This window comes from Pseudobdellovibrio sp. HCB154 (genome assembly GCF_046267985.1).
In the GTDB taxonomy this organism is placed as follows: domain Bacteria; phylum Bdellovibrionota; class Bdellovibrionia; order Bdellovibrionales; family Bdellovibrionaceae; genus Pseudobdellovibrio.
Map to the genome: position 1 here is coordinate 3,187,126 of NZ_CP176530.1, position 17,212 is coordinate 3,204,337.

The following is a 17,212-nucleotide window of genomic DNA, read 5'->3' on the forward strand; positions in this document are numbered from 1 at the left end:
CGCTACTATCCCACTGAGTTTTCTAATTTCATTTCAATTAATTTTACGGCTTCAACCGAGAATTCAAGAGGTAATTCCTTAAACACCTCTTTACAGAAACCATTTACCAGCATTGAAATGGATTTTTCTGTATTTAACCCACGCGACTGAAGATAGAAAAGTTGATCTTCAGAAATACGTGAAGTTGTCGCTTCGTGCTCTAAAACTGCGGTATTATTTTTTACTTCAATATACGGAAAGGTATGCGCTGAAGAACGATCACCCACAAGCATTGAATCACACTGCGAGTAGTTACGCGCATTTTCAGCCGACGGCATGATTTTAACTAAACCACGGTATGCATTTGATGAATGCCCCGCTGAAATACCTTTAGAAATAATCGTGCTCTTCGTATTTTTACCGATATGGATCATTTTAGTTCCGGTATCGGCCTGCATGTAATCATGAGTTAAGGCGACAGAGTAAAAAGCACCTTCAGAGTTATCACCTTGTAAAATCACCGATGGATATTTCCAAGTGATTGCAGAACCTGATTCAACTTGTGTCCAAGAAATTTTTGAATTTTTACCTTTGCAGATACCACGTTTAGTCACGAAGTTATAAATTCCGCCTTTACCTTCTTTGTCACCCGTGTACCAGTTTTGCACTGTTGAATATTTAATTTCAGCGTTATCTAACGCCACAAGCTCTACAATAGCTGAGTGAAGTTGGTTTTCATCACGTTGAGGTGCTGTACAGCCCTCAAGATAATTTACGAAACTACCTTCATCAGCCACAATCAATGTTCTTTCAAACTGACCTGTTTCTTTAGCATTGATACGAAAATACGTCGATAAATCGATCGGACAACGCACCCCTTTTGGAATATATACGAAACTTCCGTCAGAGAAGACGGCGGCGTTAAGAGCGGCATAATAGTTGTCAGTAAACGGAACCACTGAACCAAAATATTTTTCAACTAATTCAGGATGAGTTTTAATCGCTTCAGAAATAGAGCAAAAGATCACACCCACTTTTTCTAATTCTTCATTGTGAGTTGTGGCGATACTGACTGAATCAAAAACCACATCCATGGCAACACCAGAGATACGTTTTTGCTCTTGTAACGGAATACCTAAGCGTTCGAAAGTTTTAATCAACTCTGGATCAATTTCATCCATTGATTTTTTTGCATCCGGTTTATTTTTCGGAGCTGCATAGTAAGTTAAGTCTTGAAAATCAATTGGCGGGTAATTCACTTGCGCCCATTTGTTGTCACTTTGCACGGGCTCAGTTAATGTTAGCCAGTGACGGTACGCTTTTAAACGGTAATTGAGAACCCATTCAGGTTCATTTTTCTTAGCCGAAATTAAACGTAAGATATCTTCAGAAAGACCTTTCGGTACCGTTTCCATTTCGATATCAGTCGTAAAGCCGTATTTATACTCATAAGAGGCAGATTCAGTTTTATTAGACATGGAAGACCTCTTCTACAGAAATCGATTTGTAAAAATCTTGAACTTTTTTATTTAAATTTTCGACCGGTGATACAATCGTACAGTTCTTTAATAAGTCGCACTCTTTATCAGAAATACATTTTGCTAAATTCGTTGAACCATCGACGATGGTTACTAAATCGTAAACAGAAACTTTTGATAAATCTTTAGCTAAACGGTAACCACCATGAAGACCATATTCTGCTTTTAAAATGCCGTGTGAACTTAAAGTTTGTAACACACGCGCTGTCACTTCAGCCGGAGAATGATTAGCTTCAGCAATATCCTTCGCTGAAACTGTGGCTTGAACAGTTCCTTCTTGATGATCTAATTCAGAAAAATGTTTTAACGCCATTAATGCGTATTCAACTTTTTTATTAAGCTTCATAAAACCCTAAATAAGCCTTTCTAAACAAAAGGCGACAAAATTAGTCGGATATTGCGATTACGGGTCCCATTTATACGCCGATTTAGTTGAAAGGCAAATGAAAAAGGCGACTAATTTAGTCGGACATTAAACAGAGCTAAGTTATTGAAATTATTAGCTATGGTGAATAAGCCACAGCTTAAAACTTCAAGCTGTTTTCTTACGCCTAAAAGCAGTCTATAGTCGTTTTCAGCTATGAAATCGCTCAAATTAAAGCTTTTCTTATTGGCTCTAAGTTGTTTGTTTGCCGTCTCGTGTGCGAACAAAACTTTAATTAGAGATAGCGAATACAATTCTGTTTATCATGCTCTAAGCCAAAAAAATGCAAACGAAGCTTTATTAACTTTTCCCGAAAAAGAGCGCGGTGGTTTTATCACCACTTTTGAAAAAGCGTGGATTAAATTTTGGACCGATAAAGAAAAGTTCACCCCAGAAGATATTCAAGTTGTGCAAAATCTTTCTGACCAAATCGAAAAAAGAAAGTTTGTCAGTATCTCACACGAAGCTTCGGTTTTTTTAGTGGGCGAAAGTGAAGATGGTTATATTCCGTCAGAGCACGAAATCATTTCTCTGCATTTATTTTTATCGATGCTGTACTTAGATACCGGCAATCGTGATGCGGCTCATGTTGAACTTAAACGGGCTGTTGAATATTTAGCAAATAACCCCGAAGGAAAAGAAACAACCTTTGATGACCCGGCGATTCGTTTGTGGCTTTCAGCTCTTTGGCAAGCCATTGGTGATGAAGAACATGCCACCGTTGATTTACGAAAAACTATGGAGCTTAGCGGAGATAAATCCATCATCCGTACCATTGAAAACCACAATAGAAAAGTGACTTTGGTTTTAACCGGTGTTGGTCCTAAACCAAATTGGTCTGACAGCGGTCTCAGCATGGCTTTTGAATACACATTAGAACCGAAAAATAAAAATGGCGGTATTTTATTTTCAACGCGTAATTGGTATGAGTGGCATCAAAACCGTAATACAAAAATTCGCGATTCATTAATTAAAAGTCATTACATGGGAGAAGCACTTGGCCACTCGACAGCGAAGGCTTCGAAATACGCAGCCAAGGCAGCCGTTACAACAGCTATTGTAACTGGAATTGTTGTTATCGCTGCAGCAGGCATTTACGCCGCTATTCAGGTGCAAGATCCGCAAGCCTTAGAGGGAATATTTTATTTAACTTTAGGTGCCGGTGCATGGTTGGGCCAAAAAGCTTCTGACTTTAACAAGTACGTAAACAAAGAAATTGATGAAGCTGACCGAACTCAAGAAGAGCTTCGCAAAATGTACCGTATGATCCGCTTCTTACCGAGTAACATCGAGTACATTGATGAAAACTTAGCCAAAAACAAGAGCGCCCCGCACTTAGGCTACCGTAAAACGCTTGGCGCGGAAAATAATCAGGTTGAGTTTATCTGGAACCCTGAATAGATTGCTCGCTATGAGAATTATTCAAGCTATCTTAGCTTCGCTATTTGTTTGTACAGTTACATTTTTTACCGTGAAATTTTGGGGCCTTTCACAGCCCTACGCGGATTACAAACACCCGTTTTACGAAACGTCTGAAGTTTTAATTTTTAAAAAACCTCAGTTTGCCCAAGTTGAACAAGTCTTAATGAACACAAACGATAATATTTATTTAGATATCGCCAACACCAAAGATCAAAAAGTGGTGATCGTTGCAACAAATGTCGATCAAACGATCGATCACACCAAAGACATTCGTAATAAGCTTTTTGCTGAAGTTGAAAAAGACGTTTTGCCTTTAGATAAATTTAAAGACCAACTCCAAAAGCGTAAAATTATTTTTAACTTAGTCGAAAACGCGATTGCCGGACATTTAATTTTCACAGATACAATCAAAGCGTTAGGTCTTGAAAAAGGCGAAAACTTTATCGTGACAACGCCTTACGAAGTTTTAGCTAAATCCATTAAAGAACTTCACCCCACGTTTTTATACGGCACATCGCAACCAGAGATTTTAAAACTTAAAGCGATGGAGTCGTTAAAATTAATTGAAGCGGCCACTATGCGTGCTGACGTTTTAATTTACCCAATGACTTACTACAAACAACCGTTCTACACAGAAACTTTGCAAAACGAACTTAAACGTCGTTTCAAAAAAACAATTGTTGGACCTATTTCGGCTAGCGAAGTTGAAGAAGCGAAAAAGCTAAATCCATTGGGAATTATTATTCAAGAGCAGTAAGTCCGCCCGTCTGCAACACGTCTTTATTCAATACAGCGATTTTGTAGATGGCGCTTAACCATATCACGGGCTTCGGCCATGTTCGCCATATATGGTTGATTTTGAATAATCGCGTATTCCATAAAAGATAATTTTTTAATTTTCGATTTTTTCAACTGCTCGCGCATCGCGGGCTCACGACGCATTGTCGAACGGATATCTCTTAAATTCTGCCAAGTTACAAAATCAGAAGACTTAACCACTTGGCCTGCGGCTTTACGGTTTTTGTAATAGCCATCAATCAAACGCAATGTGCCGGTAATTCCACGATTGTAAGCAAAGTATACGAACTGTTCGACCATTTGCGGAGTCAAAATAGATTCGATTTCTGGACGCAGTTTTACGAGCTGCTGTTTAAAGAAAATCTGATCACGTAAAGCATGTAAATAGTGAAGTAAAAATCCACGGTAAGGATTTTCTGGCAATGACATCATTGAACAACGTTTGTTAATCGAAAACGCATCGGCATCTAATTTACCCACGGTGCTTGCGATACGTTGGCAGCTTGGGCTGTTGCTTTCTAAAAGCACACGACGAGTTTTTTCAACCAAATCACGTTCAGTCACACGCAACATGCCGTTTTTCGTCATCTGTGCAACGCCCGCATCAAATCCTGTGCGGTTAATCGCGTTGATATGAAAGCCACTTTCAATCATGATTTGTAAGAATGAACTTTTTGGGTCTAAATTAAAACAATCTTTTACATCGTGATAAGCATTGTAAACAAGTCTTGTGTAATTTTCAGTTAGACAAGGGCGAGGCGCTCCAACCTTTGGCTTTTCATCTTCGTTATTGCAGTAAGCGAAGCTTCCTTTAAAGTTTTTTTGTGCAAATTGAATACACTGAATAGGAATTTTTTTAGTCCAATCCTCAGAGTGATCTGCTACATACTCAGCAGGCATTCTTAAAATTTGATCTTCTAAGTAAAGTTTACTGCGAGAGTGACAAATTTCGAACTCAGGCTTTGCTGATGAAGATGGAGCAGTTTTTGCGAGAGGCACTGAGCTTGGCGCACGATCTACAGATTTTTGAACACACTGAATCAAAAAAAACAAACTCAACAACAGAGCAATTAATTTGTGATTCAAGTTGCTTGCACCTTTAAACTTCACTAAAATATCCTCATGAAAAAAATCAATTCTTTACTCTTCATCATTGTATCACTTTTTTTATCTGTTGAAACAGTTGTGGCCCAAACTCAGACCTCGACAAACGTCGCGGTGAAAATGGGTGCTCTTGAATCGATTATGCACGCAAGCCTTCTTGTTCAAGCCGTGATCATGATTCTAGTTTCGCTTTCAATTATGTGCTGGGGTATTGCTTGGAACAAATACCAGGACCTTAAACAAGTTCAGACTGCCAACAAAGCATTTGATAATGTTTTTTGGAAAACAAGTTCATTAGACGAACTAAGTGAAAAAATTGATGCTTTCAAAGCTTCATCACACGCACGCGTGTTTAAAGCAGCTTACGCTGAGATGAAAAAAATCGCTGAATCACCGATGTTAAATAAAAATATCGGTAGCGAAACTGAGCCACCATTACTTGCAGGTCTTGATAACTTAGAACGTGCCATGCGAAAAGCGATTGAAAACGAAGTTGAACATCTTGAATCTCGCCTAACAGTTTTAGCTTCAACAGGTTCGACAGGCCCCTTCATCGGTTTATTCGGAACTGTTTGGGGTATTATGAATTCATTCCAAATGATCGGACAAACAGGTTCAGCCAGTTTAGCAGCTGTGGCTCCAGGTATCTCTGAAGCTTTAATCACAACAGCGATCGGTCTTGCGGCGGCGATTCCTGCGGTTATGATTTACAATCACTTCATCACAGAAATTAAACGTGAAGAAACTCAATTAAATAATTTCAGCTCTGATTTCTTAAACATCGTTAAACGTAATTTCTTTAAAGGTTAATTTTTATGGGAATGAGCACGGGCGGAAATAAAAGCTCTAAAATGGCGATGAGTGAAATCAACGTCACCCCGTTTGTGGATGTGATGTTAGTTTTACTTGTGATCTTTATGGTGACAGCGCCGATGATGCAGCAAGGGATTGATGTCAATCTTCCGAAAACATCATCAGCTGGTGTTGAGCTTAATGAAGATCCGTTTGTATTAACGATTGATGTGGGCGGTAAAATTAAAATCGCCAGCACCCAAGTACCGATGGAAAATTTGAAAGCCAAATTAAAAGCTATTTTTGAACATAAGAAAAATAAACAAATCTATATTCAAGCTGACAAAAAAGTTGATTACGGCGTTGTCGCTGAAGTGATGGGCGAAGCTCGCGCTGCGGGCATTTACAACTTAAGCTTAATCACTATTCCTAAGGAGTAATCTTTTTGACGGCTAATCGTGGTATTTACGTTTCTTTAATTGCACATGCTTCGTTGATCGTTTTTATGATCATCAAGGTTTCGTTTTTTACGAAGCCGCAATTAAATCTATCTGAAGCCATTCGCGTCGACATGGTGGGCTTACCAGAAAAATATAATCCCGCAGAAAAATCTAACGATCTTCCGGAAAAAATTGAAAAGCAACCTGAACCCGTTGTTGAAACTAAACCTGAAGAAAAAAAACCAGAACCAAAAGTAGAAGCTAAGCCCGAAGAAAAAAAGCCAGAGCCTAAAGCACAGGCTAAACCTGATCCGAAAGCTAAGCCTGATAACGATGCGGTTAGCTTAAATAAATCAAAGCAAAAACAAAAAGAAGCTTTAGAAAAACTTAAAAAGATGTCGGCAATCGAAAAAATTCGCCAACAAGTACAAAATCAAAAAGCCGCCGATGCGGCTGCGAAAGTGTTAAAAGGCCGCATACTTTCTAAAGGAACTTCGCCAACAGGTCTTGATAAAATTCAGTCTGAAAATTATCTGGTGCAATTAGATGCTTTAATTAAATCTAAGTGGGCTCTGCCTCAGTGGTTAATTGGTAAACCTTTAAAAACAAAAATCTTAGTAAAAATTCATCCCGATGGTCGTGTGGCCGATAGAAAGATCGTGCAATCTTCTGGAAACCCAACCTATGATGAATACTGTATTCAAGCTATTGAAAAAGCCGCTCCGTTTCCTAAAGTTCCAGAGAAGTTTACGGAAATTTACAACGAAGACGGCGTTTTATTCGGATTTCCAGAATAACATCGGTAGCTGCTAGCAAAGGATTTAATGATGAAAATTTTTATTTTTTTATTTTTAGTTTTATTTTCTTCAATGGTGTTTGCGCAGAACGCGTATATCAAAGTGGGCGATGCCCAAGCCAAAAAAAGCAGTTTAGCTTTTCCGGTGATGAATCAATTAAATGCTTCTAAAACTGGTAATCACGTTAAGTTAGCAGCACAGATTCATAACACCGCGATGAAAGATTTAGAGTTATCGACATACTTTAACATCATGCAATCTGGCGCTTTCTTAGAAGACACGACAACAACTTCGATCAAATCAAAAAATTTAGATGCTAAAGGGTTTAAATTCGATACTTGGAAAACAATCGGCGCTGAATTTTTAATTCGCTCGTCGTTTGCTTTAGTAGGAAGCGATATTTCTGTTGAAATGTATCTTTACCAAGTCAGCGAACAAAAAACGATCGTTGGCAAAAAGTATTCGGCTAAATCAACAAATACAGCACAAATCGGTCACACTCTAGCGAATGATGTTTTAGAAGCCTTAACGGGTCATCGTGGTGTGTTCTTATCTAAGATCGTAGCTACAACAGATCGCACGGGTTACAAAGAAGTGATCACTATGAACTGGGATGGCAGTGATCAAGATATGGTTACACGCGATCGCAGTGTAGCGATTGCTCCAAACTGGTCACCAGATGGTAAAAAATTATTATATTCAATCTACACACGCCGTGTAGGTTCTGCGCAAATGAACTTAACGTTATTTCAACACGAACTAAGTTCTGGAAAACGTTCAATCATTTCTAACCGTAACGGTTTAAATCAAGGTGGAAGTTATTCTCCAGACGGCAAAAACATTTACTTAACGATTTCACAAGGTGGATCGCCGGATTTATACAAATTAGATCTTAAAGGCGACATCGTGACTCGTTTAACAAAAGGCCCATCAGGTGCCATGAACGTTGAAGCCGCTGTTTCTGATGATGGATCTAAAATCGCGTTTTCATCTGATCGCGGTGGCGCTCCATCGATCTACGTGATGAATTCTGATGGCACTGGTGTGAAACGTTTAACCTTTCAAGGCAAATACAACTCAACACCAACATGGTCTCCGGATGGTAAAAAAATTGCATTCGCAAGTCAGATCGAAAACTACTTTGATATTTTCGTAATGGATGCTGATGGTACGAATTTACGTCGTATTACAACAGCGACAAAACCGAACGGAAAACGTGCAAGTAACGAAGATCCAAGCTTTTCTCCCGACGGAAGATTTGTGGTTTTTACGAGCAATCGCACAGGCTCATTTCAAATTTTTGTGTCGAGCGTAGACGGAAATGAAGAACGCCGTGTCACTCAGGATTCTTATAACTATTTTAAGCCTAAATGGTCGAACAATCTGGAGTAAAAATAAGCACTCCTAATGGGATCTTGACGATCCCAGAGCCACTTCAGGTATAAAAAACCTATGAAAACACAAGTGGTGAAAGCCAAAAATTCGCAAGTTAATGTTATTGTTTGGATCTATTTATTAGCGTTCGTTTTAATGACTTGGTCATTCAAAACTCACGCTAAAGAAGCATCGGCTACAGCTAAAGTAGCAGCAGCTCCGGTTGTTACAATCGATACATCTTTAGGTAAAATCAAAGTTAAATTAAATCCAGAAAAAGCGCCGATTAGCTCAGAAAATTTCTTAAAATACGTTGATAAAAAATTCTACGATAAAACGATTTTTCACCGCGTGATCAAAGATTTCATGATTCAAGGTGGCGGTCACACAGCTGACTTAAAAGAAAAAGCGACTTTATTTCCATCAATCACCAACGAAGCTAAAAACGGTTTATCAAACTTACGTGGTACAATCGCTATGGCTCGTACAAACGATATCAACTCAGCAACAGCTCAGTTCTTTATCAACGTGGTTGATAACCAACGTTTAGACCACAAATCAGAAGACCGTTACGGTTACGCTGTATTCGGTGAAGTTATTGAAGGTATGGACGTGGTTGATAAAATCCGTGATGCCAAAACAAAAACTGTTGGCGATTACGCAGACGTTCCAGAAAAAGTAATCGTTATTAAATCAATTCGTAAAAACTAATAAGGTATAAAAACATGATCGCTACATTTGATACAAACCGCGGAACTTTTAAAGTTAAATTATTCAACGACAAGTCTCCAAAAACTGTTGAGAATTTTGTTGGCCTTGCAACAGGCACTAAAGAATGGACTGACCCTAAAACTGGCGAAAAAGTAAAACGCCCGTTCTATGATGGCTTAGTGTTTCACCGTGTAATTAAAGATTTTATGATCCAAGGTGGTTGTCCGTTAGGAACAGGCACTGGTGGCCCAGGTTACAAATTCGCTGATGAATTTCACCCTGAATTAAAACACAACAAACCAGGTTTCTTATCTATGGCGAACGCTGGCCCTAACACAAATGGTTCACAGTTCTTTATCACAACTGTTCCAACACCATGGTTAGACAACCGCCACGCGATCTTCGGTGAAGTGACTGAAGGTTACGATGTGGTAGATGCTATCGGTAAAACAAAAACTGGCCCGATGGATCGCCCAGTTGAAGCTGTAGTTATTAACAAAGTAACTATCACTCAATAATTTGAAATTGAAATTCAAAATTAAAAAGGGAGCTTATTAGCTCCCTTTTTTTATTTCTCTAAGTTTAATTCTACAAATGTTGTGTACGTTGGTCGAAGCGGCATTGTTACCGTTCTTGGTTTTAAACCCGGAATATCTACGGTCACAGTCACCGGAAAGTTTTTATCAGCCCAATCACCTGGGTTGATTCTTGTCTGGTTCCAGTAAGCATCTGTTGGTTTTACGTTACCCGTTAACTGAACATTCACTTGGTTTGTATCCTGGAAATGTTTAGCTACACGCGAGCCCCATTCTTTATAACGACCTAACTGAATGCGGTAATCTTGAAATGGATATTCACGATTTACTAACGCATCTTCATCGTCGCCAGCGTCTCTGTTTTTTGATTCTTTGGGCCCGTGCTTGTAATTAACCTTAATGTACTTAGCGATGCCTTTTGTTTTAAATAAATCTTTTGGTGGAACGAAATCTTTAGGTAACTGTAAGTTAAAGCTTAACTGGAAAGTACGCATTTGATTCTTTAAAACCGTTTGTGTTGTGCTACCGAAGCTTTGATCATCTTTATATAAACGTGCACGCATAAATTTGTAGCGATGCTGATCACAAGAATTTTCTTGAGCCTCACAACGTGAAAGATGCGTTAATACAGGAGCGTAAGTTGGCTGATCACATTGACCCGCATCAATACACTTGTACGGAATAACAGCCATACCCAGAGTTTCGCCCATTGTCGTATGAGTCGTTTCGACTAATTTAAATTCTGGTTCGTGGCTGAAGTACTGCGAATAGTTGAAATCTTTTAGTTCAACCGTCGAAGAAACTTTTTCAGTAATATATTGAGTAATTGAATCGCTGTAAAAATAAAAACCTAAACGTGTACTTGGAACATGAACAACTTTATCAGATTCCCAACGGTCACCGATATTCAATCTTCTTGATTTGGGTGCGGCCGGCGCAACCCCTGAAATGTTTAACATATAAGGGCTATTTAATTGTTCATACTTAGACATCGCTTTAGCGCGGAAGAAATCGAAAATTTTATTTGAAGCTAATGACATGTCGCGAACTTCAAGTTTTCCAACGGCCATGATTTTGTAAACCAGGTTTTGCATCCATTCAAATGGCAGTTTGTCATTAATGATATGAGCCATACCAGAACCCCAGAACGGTGTTCCCAATGTTACAATCGTTTTTACTTTGTCAGCAATTTCAATTTGACGCTGATTAGTACCTGCAATGCTTTTCGCATACCAAAGTGTTGTGACAAGACCACCTTGTGAATGGCTGACGATAGAAATTTTATCGTTTTTTTCAAGCGAATGGCTTGCGAAATAGTCGGCAAGAAATTTTTCAAACGACTCGATAAATTGTGGAACGTCAGCATCCATTCTGCCCGTGCTGTACATAAAAGTTTGCGTAACCACTTCGTACTTTGGATCAATATACTCTAAGTGATTTTTCAAAACCGGTAACATATCACCAAACGTGGTCGCATCACCTGCTAAACCATGGATCGTAAAGATGTAATGTTTCGCTGAACGAGGTGTTTCCGCAGAGGGAGAACGGCCCATCCATTTAGAAAAAGTCTGACAAGAAAAACTGCCCAACAAGATGATAAGTAGTAGTAAGTGTTTCATAGGGTCCTTATCGTAAACTCTCGTGTGTTAAAAGAGTCTAGAACACTGTCGACCCCTAATTGTCACTTCTCACCATGAGACACCTTAGTTCTGTTTAATCAGATTTGGTAAGCAAGCCGTTTGCTCTATCTACAGTATAGAAGGAGCCATATCATTATGAGACACTTACAAACTATCGTTACATTCGTAGTTTTATTGACCTCTTTGGCAACCTTCGCACAAGGCGAACCGATCTTACAGCCGAACAATTCAAATGTTAAAATGACTTTCAATGGTCAACCCGTTGATCCGGCGCAAGTGAATAAATACAACATCGATTCACAGCCTTATAATAAATTATTAATGACATCTGAGTTCACTGAACGTGTAAAACCAACAATTGATAAAAGCGATATGCCTCACTCAGACCCTAGCTTTTTCAGCCGTTTACGCCAAGAAATCAATAAAGTTGAAATGGAAGAAGCGAAAAAAAACCAAGGCGAAGGTACAGCTCATGTTCTACGCCATGTAAAGGCTAACTTCGCTCCAGACAGCATTACTTTTGCTATCGCCGGCGGTTTAGTTTATTTCACACAATTACAATTAGTGACTAAATCAGATCCAGCTTTAATGGTTAAACACATTGAATCTTTAAAAGACCCTATCGCACATATTTCTTTCGGTGCTTTCATGGTAGCTAACGGTATTTATATCGACATGAAAACGCGTGGCCTAGACCCAATGACTAAGCAATTAGCGATGAAAACTTTAACTTATAAAGGCTTAGCCGTAGGTTCTTTTGCATCAAGCTTAACAGCTGATCTATTAGTAACAATGAAAGAATGTACTAAATCTTGGTTAGCCAATAAAAACGATGCGCAATCACACGCAGCTTGTGATTACTCATACAAACAATGGACATTCAGAAACAAATTCGTTCAATACGCTCCACAAATTTTATCACTTTTAGCAGCGCAAAAAGCTTCTGAAGTGGTTGAAGGTGCAGCCCGTGCTGGTGGCCGCTTTTTAAAACCAGGTGTTAAAGCTTTAGAATCAATGACAGTTAAGTTCTTTAGATTATCTGCAGCCAACATCGATTTATTATTCGTAGGTGGCGGTTGGACAGTTAAAGCCATTCGTTGGATTGGTAAATTAACAAAATTCACAATGTTCTTAGCGGTTGACCACTATGTTTCGCCGCATGTAACCCGTATTGGTAATGATCTTATCCAACCTCTGTTCTTCGATTTTGATGCTCTCGCGATCAATCGCTATATGTATCGCGGATTCAAACACGGTTGGGATGCTAAAAAAGCTAAAGACGCTGACGAACAATTCGATAAATTACCGAAAGAAATTTATAACTTTACTGAGCGTATGGCTGCTTGGCGTATGCATTTAAATGCTAAAGCTGAAGCGGATCTACAAGGTTGGTTAGACATAACTTCCAAGTTATTACATCAAGTAGATTACTCGAAAAACTTTTACCTAAAATATATCGAAAATTTGTATGATCTTTATAACCGCCAGCACTTAGTGAACCAAGGTGAATTTAGAGATGCACCAGACCGCGCATGGGCCTTAGAAAGACGCTACCCGATCAGAACTTTACCTTTATATGGAGTTAAGAGCGGTCATGATTACGGCGAAACTCCTGAAAATGATATTTATTTAACAAAACCATTTGATATCGAGCCTTACCAAAACGAAATGGTAAAAAAAGTAGCGACGTCTTTTTACCCGGCCATCGGCGTATCGTTTGGTTTACGTGGCAAACACTTAGAAGAAATGAAAGCATTAGTTAAACCTTTAATGGGTAACCTTACCCCATACCAACAAGGTGTAATTATTGAAAAAATTAACAGACGTTATAAAGAAACTCCTCCACCTCCACACATGGGACGTGGTGATTATATTCCAGAAGACACAAACAAACCGATTCGTATGGCTTTATGGCAATTCAAGCAAGCTCTAGGTGATCCAAAACCTCAATTAAAAGAAGGCAGCGGATTTAACATGGCTTTTGATACTTATATTTCTAACTATCAAGCCGCTAAAGCTGCTGACTTTGATTTAAAAGATGAAAACTATAAATTTGCTAAAGCTTCAGATCTTATGATGTATCAAATGATCTGTGGTGGCCACTTGGCTAAAATCGAAGAAGGTACATTCTCAGGAATAAACTTTTTAGCGCCCCGCCTTGTTAGCTACAGTGGCGAATTAAAATTCTGTAAAGACACTTGGATTTTCAAGAATGTAAAAACAAATGATGGCTTAACTTGGAAAGATTCTTTGCATGACTGGAAAATCGAGTTAGACGGGAAAACTTATGAAAATCCAACTCGTTTTATTATGTCGCGCATGTATGCTCATTTACTTGGTAACTTTCGTGATATTGACAAGGCTGATAAAGGCCAGGGCTTTGACCGTTGGTGGGTAACTAGTATTTTACCAAGTTTACAAGCTCAATTAAAAAAATTAGATGAACGTTATGGCAAAGTGGTTGAAGCAGCTGATAAACAAATCAATGACCACAAACCATGGTACGACAAAGTTATCGACGGTCTATTTAATGGAAGTTACTACTTAGATAAAAACGTAGGAGATAATTTACGTTTCGAATTTGAAATGTATAACGCGATCTTGAAATCAGTTCTTTTAAATGAAAAATCGAAATCAAAAAAATGGGAATACGTTTTAGATGTTCACGACCGTGCTATTGAAAGACGCGATGTAATTCCTTACGTGTCATCTGAAAAAGCCGCGCAAACACTAAAGACCAGATACAAATGGTTATTCAACTTTATGAAAGATGTGAAAGCAGAAGATGTAACTAACTTAGATGAATTTTCTGAAAAAGTTCTTTTACCGGCGCGCGAAAAAATTAAATTAGTGCGCGAAGCAAATTTAAAAACGCCACAGCAATGGGTTAAAAACGCAAAGCTTCTTAAAAATGTGCTTATGTTAGAAGTAAGTTTAAATGCCTTAACTCGTGAATTAAATGTAATCCGCATGCAGGAATTTGAAATGAATTTCAAAAACTTTATCGCTTTACTAAAAAGACCAACATTAAAATTTGATGAAATGCTTGCCGCCAAAGAAAGACTTTATAAATCGAACACAATTATTCTAGGTGGTTTTAAACAAATGGCCGAGCTTGTAGGTGCAGAAAACTTACCTAGCGAAGTTCAAACTGTATTAGCGGCTGCCAATGGCCTTGAAGCTTTAGAAATCGAAGTGAACCGTTATTTATTAATGAAAGTAAAGTTAGCTGACCGTCTAGAGATCGATATGTCGCAATTAAATACTTTCTTAAAACATAGATCTTTAGCTCCTCAGCAAAAAACAGGAGCTAAACCGCATGCTGGAGGCACATAGTTGTCTAAGCATTTAACACTGACGCAACGATTGGCGTTTTGAGCGTCTCAAGATGAGAAAAACCAGCCTGGAAACGCATTTAAAGCGATTTAAGCAGGCATTGAAATTGAAATTAACTTTTAACGAAGAATTATAAAACGGAGACTTGAACATGAAAAAACTAGTAATCTTAGCTCTTTTAATCGTATCAAATGTTGCGTTTGCGCAAGTTAGACCGAAAGAAGCGACTAAGCCTTTAACTTTAGAACAAGCACGCCGTGTGAATGTTGAGCGTAAAGAAACTAAAGATTATATGGAAGCGGTAAAAAAAGGTAAGGTTACTCAGCCGATCAGAGCAGCTTTAGTTAAATTATTATCTGACGCCACTTCTAAAATCGGTGGTATCGATTCAACAAACTTAGAATCTTTAGCTTCAACTCGTCCCGAAGTTTTAGATAAAATTACTCAATTAATCAGCTTATCTAAAGCTGGCACACCTGAGCAAAAAACAAAAGCAGCTGCTGATTTAAAAATCTTAAGCGAAGCTTCTAAATACGAAATCACTAAAGAAAACGTAGAAGTTTTAGAAAAAATCACTGAAATGTCTGATTACAACGAAGCAGCAAAACAATTTAAAGCTGAGTTAATCAAGACTTTACGTATGGGTAAAGCTAGATCAATCGAAGAGGCGATCAAAATCGCTTCTAACGGTAAAATCACTTTAGAAAAAATTAAGGAATGCATCATCTAATAAAATCATGTAGTGTATAGACATGATTGAATGGCTATCAAATTTAGAAAAATCGATTTTGCTCTGGATTAACCAAACAACTTCGAATTCTACATTTGATGGCCTTTTTCCATTTTATACCGATCTTCACAAAGTTAAATGGTTCATCATCCCCGCAGTTTTATTACTTCTTTTTTATTACATTAAAAGATACCGCCGTGCCGGAGTAACTTATTTCATTTTTTTACTGTTAGGTTTGGGCCTTAGTGATTTTACCGGCAAAGTGGTGAAAGACCAGTTCGACCGCCCCCGCCCATTCACCGTCACTGAATTAGGTGTGAAACAAAAAAGCCCGGCTGGCGAAGGTCATAGTTTTTATTCTAATCACGCCTCCAACATGTTTACCTTTGCCACTTACACATCGCAGTTTTTTCCGGCTGGCAAAGCAGTGTTTTTTGCCTTCGCTATCTTAACGGGCTATTCACGTATGTATAATGGTCTTCACTACCCGTCGGATGTTTTAGCTGGTGCAATTATGGGAATATTAATTGGTTGGCTTGTCAGCCAGCTTGCCAGAAAAGTTGTCTACCGAATTCATTGGGCTCACCTGGAGAAAAAATAATGAAAGCAATAGTTACCGGAGCAAATGGTTTTTTAGGATCATGGTTATGTAAACGTCTTTTAGAAGAAGGCCATGATGTTACAGCTCTTGTACGTAAAAGCAGTGACTTAAGTGAGATTGAACATCTTAAACTTAAATACGAATACGGTGATGTGACTGACAAAGCTTCTCTGCAAGCTGCCTTTAAAGATAAAGACTATGTCTTTCATTTAGCGGGTGTGATCGCTTATAAAACCGCTGATCGTCCTTTGATGGATAAAGTAAATATCGGCGGAACTAAAAACGTTGTCGATGTGCTTATTGAACAAAAACAAGCTAAGCTTTTAAATTTATCTTCGGTAGTAGCTGTGGGGGCAAGTTTTAAACCTGTGGCATTAACAGAAGAATCTCCTTATACGATTCACAATTTAAATTTAGGTTATTTTGAAACCAAACATGCGGCAGAAAAAATTGTCACTGCGGCAGCTAAAAATAATTTAATTCATGCCGTCAGCGTTAACCCAAGCACAATCTATGGTTTTGGTGACGCCAAAAAAGGAAGTCGTAAAACTCAAGTGAAAGTGGCGCGCGGAAAATTTCCGTTCTACACCGGCGGCGGCGTTAATGTCGTTGCTGCTGAAGATGTGGTTGATGGTATTCTAAAAGCTATCGATAAAGGCCGTAATGGCGAGCGCTATTTACTGTGCTCAGAGAACATGACGATTAAAGAATTATTTACAAAAATCGCTGGCTTTGCAGGCGTTAAGCCACCGAAGATTTTTATGCCTTTTCCGATGTTAAAATTAATTGGGCACATCGGTGATTTAACTGGCTCAGGTTTATCTGTCGAAAACGCTTATACTGCTTCTATGTATCATTGGTTTAGCTGTGATAAGGCTAAAAAAGAACTTGGCTTTAGTCCGAGACCGTCTGATATTGCCATCGAAAATAGTGTACGATGGATGAAGGACCACGGTTATTTGGATTAGCTCCCAGTAGCCAACAAAAGCT

General features: G+C 38.6%; 16 protein-coding genes. 12 read left to right on the forward strand and 4 right to left on the reverse strand.

Annotated elements, in window-relative coordinates:
* Positions 1 to 5 precede the first annotated feature (5 nt).
* Positions 6 to 1,457: a Fe-S cluster assembly protein SufB gene (gene sufB / locus ACKWCF_RS15170; RefSeq protein WP_409478450.1), complete on the reverse strand. Its 1,452-nt coding sequence runs from the start codon at positions 1,455 to 1,457 to the stop codon at positions 6 to 8.
* A complete protein-coding gene (locus ACKWCF_RS15175) occupies positions 1,450 to 1,863 on the reverse strand; it encodes an RrF2 family transcriptional regulator (protein ID WP_409478451.1) in 414 nt (137 codons plus the stop codon). The genes sufB and ACKWCF_RS15175 overlap by 8 nt, the downstream gene beginning before the upstream one ends.
* Before the next feature lie 234 nt (positions 1,864 to 2,097).
* Here ACKWCF_RS15175 and ACKWCF_RS15180 point away from each other — a divergent pair, with 234 nt between their 5' ends.
* Both ACKWCF_RS15180 and ACKWCF_RS15185 read left to right on the forward strand, forming a co-directional pair.
* The gene (locus ACKWCF_RS15180; RefSeq protein ID WP_409478452.1) at positions 2,098 to 3,342 is read left to right on the forward strand and encodes a hypothetical protein; all 1,245 of its coding nucleotides are present in this window, start codon (positions 2,098 to 2,100) and stop codon (positions 3,340 to 3,342) included.
* 10 nt (positions 3,343 to 3,352) lie between these two features.
* Positions 3,353 to 4,120 carry a hypothetical protein gene (locus ACKWCF_RS15185; RefSeq protein ID WP_409478453.1) on the forward strand — a complete coding sequence of 256 codons (768 nt, stop codon included), beginning with the start codon at positions 3,353 to 3,355 and terminating at the stop codon, positions 4,118 to 4,120.
* A gap of 23 nt (positions 4,121 to 4,143) precedes the next feature.
* Here ACKWCF_RS15185 and ACKWCF_RS15190 read toward each other — a convergent pair whose 3' ends face one another.
* A complete protein-coding gene (locus ACKWCF_RS15190; RefSeq protein ID WP_409478454.1) occupies positions 4,144 to 5,271 on the reverse strand; it encodes a hypothetical protein in 1,128 nt (375 codons plus the stop codon).
* A 12-nt stretch (positions 5,272 to 5,283) separates the two neighbouring features.
* Between ACKWCF_RS15190 and tolQ the strand changes: the two genes are divergently transcribed.
* The 6 genes from tolQ to ACKWCF_RS15220 are packed head-to-tail and all read left to right on the forward strand — an operon-like array spanning position 5,284 to position 9,897.
* Positions 5,284 to 6,075 (forward strand): protein TolQ, encoded by a 792-nt coding sequence (gene tolQ / locus ACKWCF_RS15195; protein WP_409478455.1) that lies wholly within the window; start codon positions 5,284 to 5,286, stop codon positions 6,073 to 6,075.
* A gap of 5 nt (positions 6,076 to 6,080) precedes the next feature.
* Positions 6,081 to 6,497: an ExbD/TolR family protein gene (locus ACKWCF_RS15200; protein ID WP_409478456.1), complete on the forward strand. Its 417-nt coding sequence runs from the start codon at positions 6,081 to 6,083 to the stop codon at positions 6,495 to 6,497.
* A gap of 5 nt (positions 6,498 to 6,502) precedes the next feature.
* On the forward strand, positions 6,503 to 7,294 hold the full coding sequence (locus ACKWCF_RS15205; protein WP_409478457.1) for an energy transducer TonB: 792 nt from the start codon (positions 6,503 to 6,505) through the stop codon (positions 7,292 to 7,294).
* Positions 7,295 to 7,321: 27 nt separating this feature from the next.
* Positions 7,322 to 8,686 (forward strand): translocation protein TolB, encoded by a 1,365-nt coding sequence (locus ACKWCF_RS15210; RefSeq protein WP_409478458.1) that lies wholly within the window; start codon positions 7,322 to 7,324, stop codon positions 8,684 to 8,686.
* A gap of 60 nt (positions 8,687 to 8,746) precedes the next feature.
* Entirely contained in the window at positions 8,747 to 9,379 is a 633-nt protein-coding gene (locus tag ACKWCF_RS15215; protein ID WP_409478459.1) for a peptidylprolyl isomerase, read from the forward strand.
* A 14-nt stretch (positions 9,380 to 9,393) separates the two neighbouring features.
* A complete protein-coding gene (locus tag ACKWCF_RS15220) occupies positions 9,394 to 9,897 on the forward strand; it encodes a peptidylprolyl isomerase (protein WP_409478460.1) in 504 nt (167 codons plus the stop codon).
* A gap of 50 nt (positions 9,898 to 9,947) precedes the next feature.
* Here ACKWCF_RS15220 and ACKWCF_RS15225 read toward each other — a convergent pair whose 3' ends face one another.
* Positions 9,948 to 11,534 carry an esterase/lipase family protein gene (locus tag ACKWCF_RS15225; protein WP_409478461.1) on the reverse strand — a complete coding sequence of 529 codons (1,587 nt, stop codon included), beginning with the start codon at positions 11,532 to 11,534 and terminating at the stop codon, positions 9,948 to 9,950.
* Between the two features lie 156 nt (positions 11,535 to 11,690).
* Between ACKWCF_RS15225 and ACKWCF_RS15230 the strand changes: the two genes are divergently transcribed.
* The 4 genes from ACKWCF_RS15230 to ACKWCF_RS15245 all read left to right on the forward strand — a co-directional run bounded on the left by ACKWCF_RS15230 (position 11,691) and on the right by ACKWCF_RS15245 (position 17,190).
* Positions 11,691 to 14,891 (forward strand): hypothetical protein, encoded by a 3,201-nt coding sequence (locus ACKWCF_RS15230; protein WP_409478462.1) that lies wholly within the window; start codon positions 11,691 to 11,693, stop codon positions 14,889 to 14,891.
* A gap of 151 nt (positions 14,892 to 15,042) precedes the next feature.
* A complete protein-coding gene (locus ACKWCF_RS15235; protein WP_409478463.1) occupies positions 15,043 to 15,621 on the forward strand; it encodes a hypothetical protein in 579 nt (192 codons plus the stop codon).
* 22 nt (positions 15,622 to 15,643) lie between these two features.
* The gene (locus tag ACKWCF_RS15240) at positions 15,644 to 16,222 is read left to right on the forward strand and encodes a phosphatase PAP2 family protein (RefSeq protein ID WP_409478464.1); all 579 of its coding nucleotides are present in this window, start codon (positions 15,644 to 15,646) and stop codon (positions 16,220 to 16,222) included.
* Positions 16,222 to 17,190, forward strand: coding sequence for an NAD-dependent epimerase/dehydratase family protein (locus tag ACKWCF_RS15245; RefSeq protein ID WP_409478465.1), 969 nt, complete (start codon positions 16,222 to 16,224; stop codon positions 17,188 to 17,190). Before ACKWCF_RS15240 ends, ACKWCF_RS15245 begins: the two co-directional genes overlap by 1 nt.
* Positions 17,191 to 17,212: the final 22 nt, after the last annotated feature.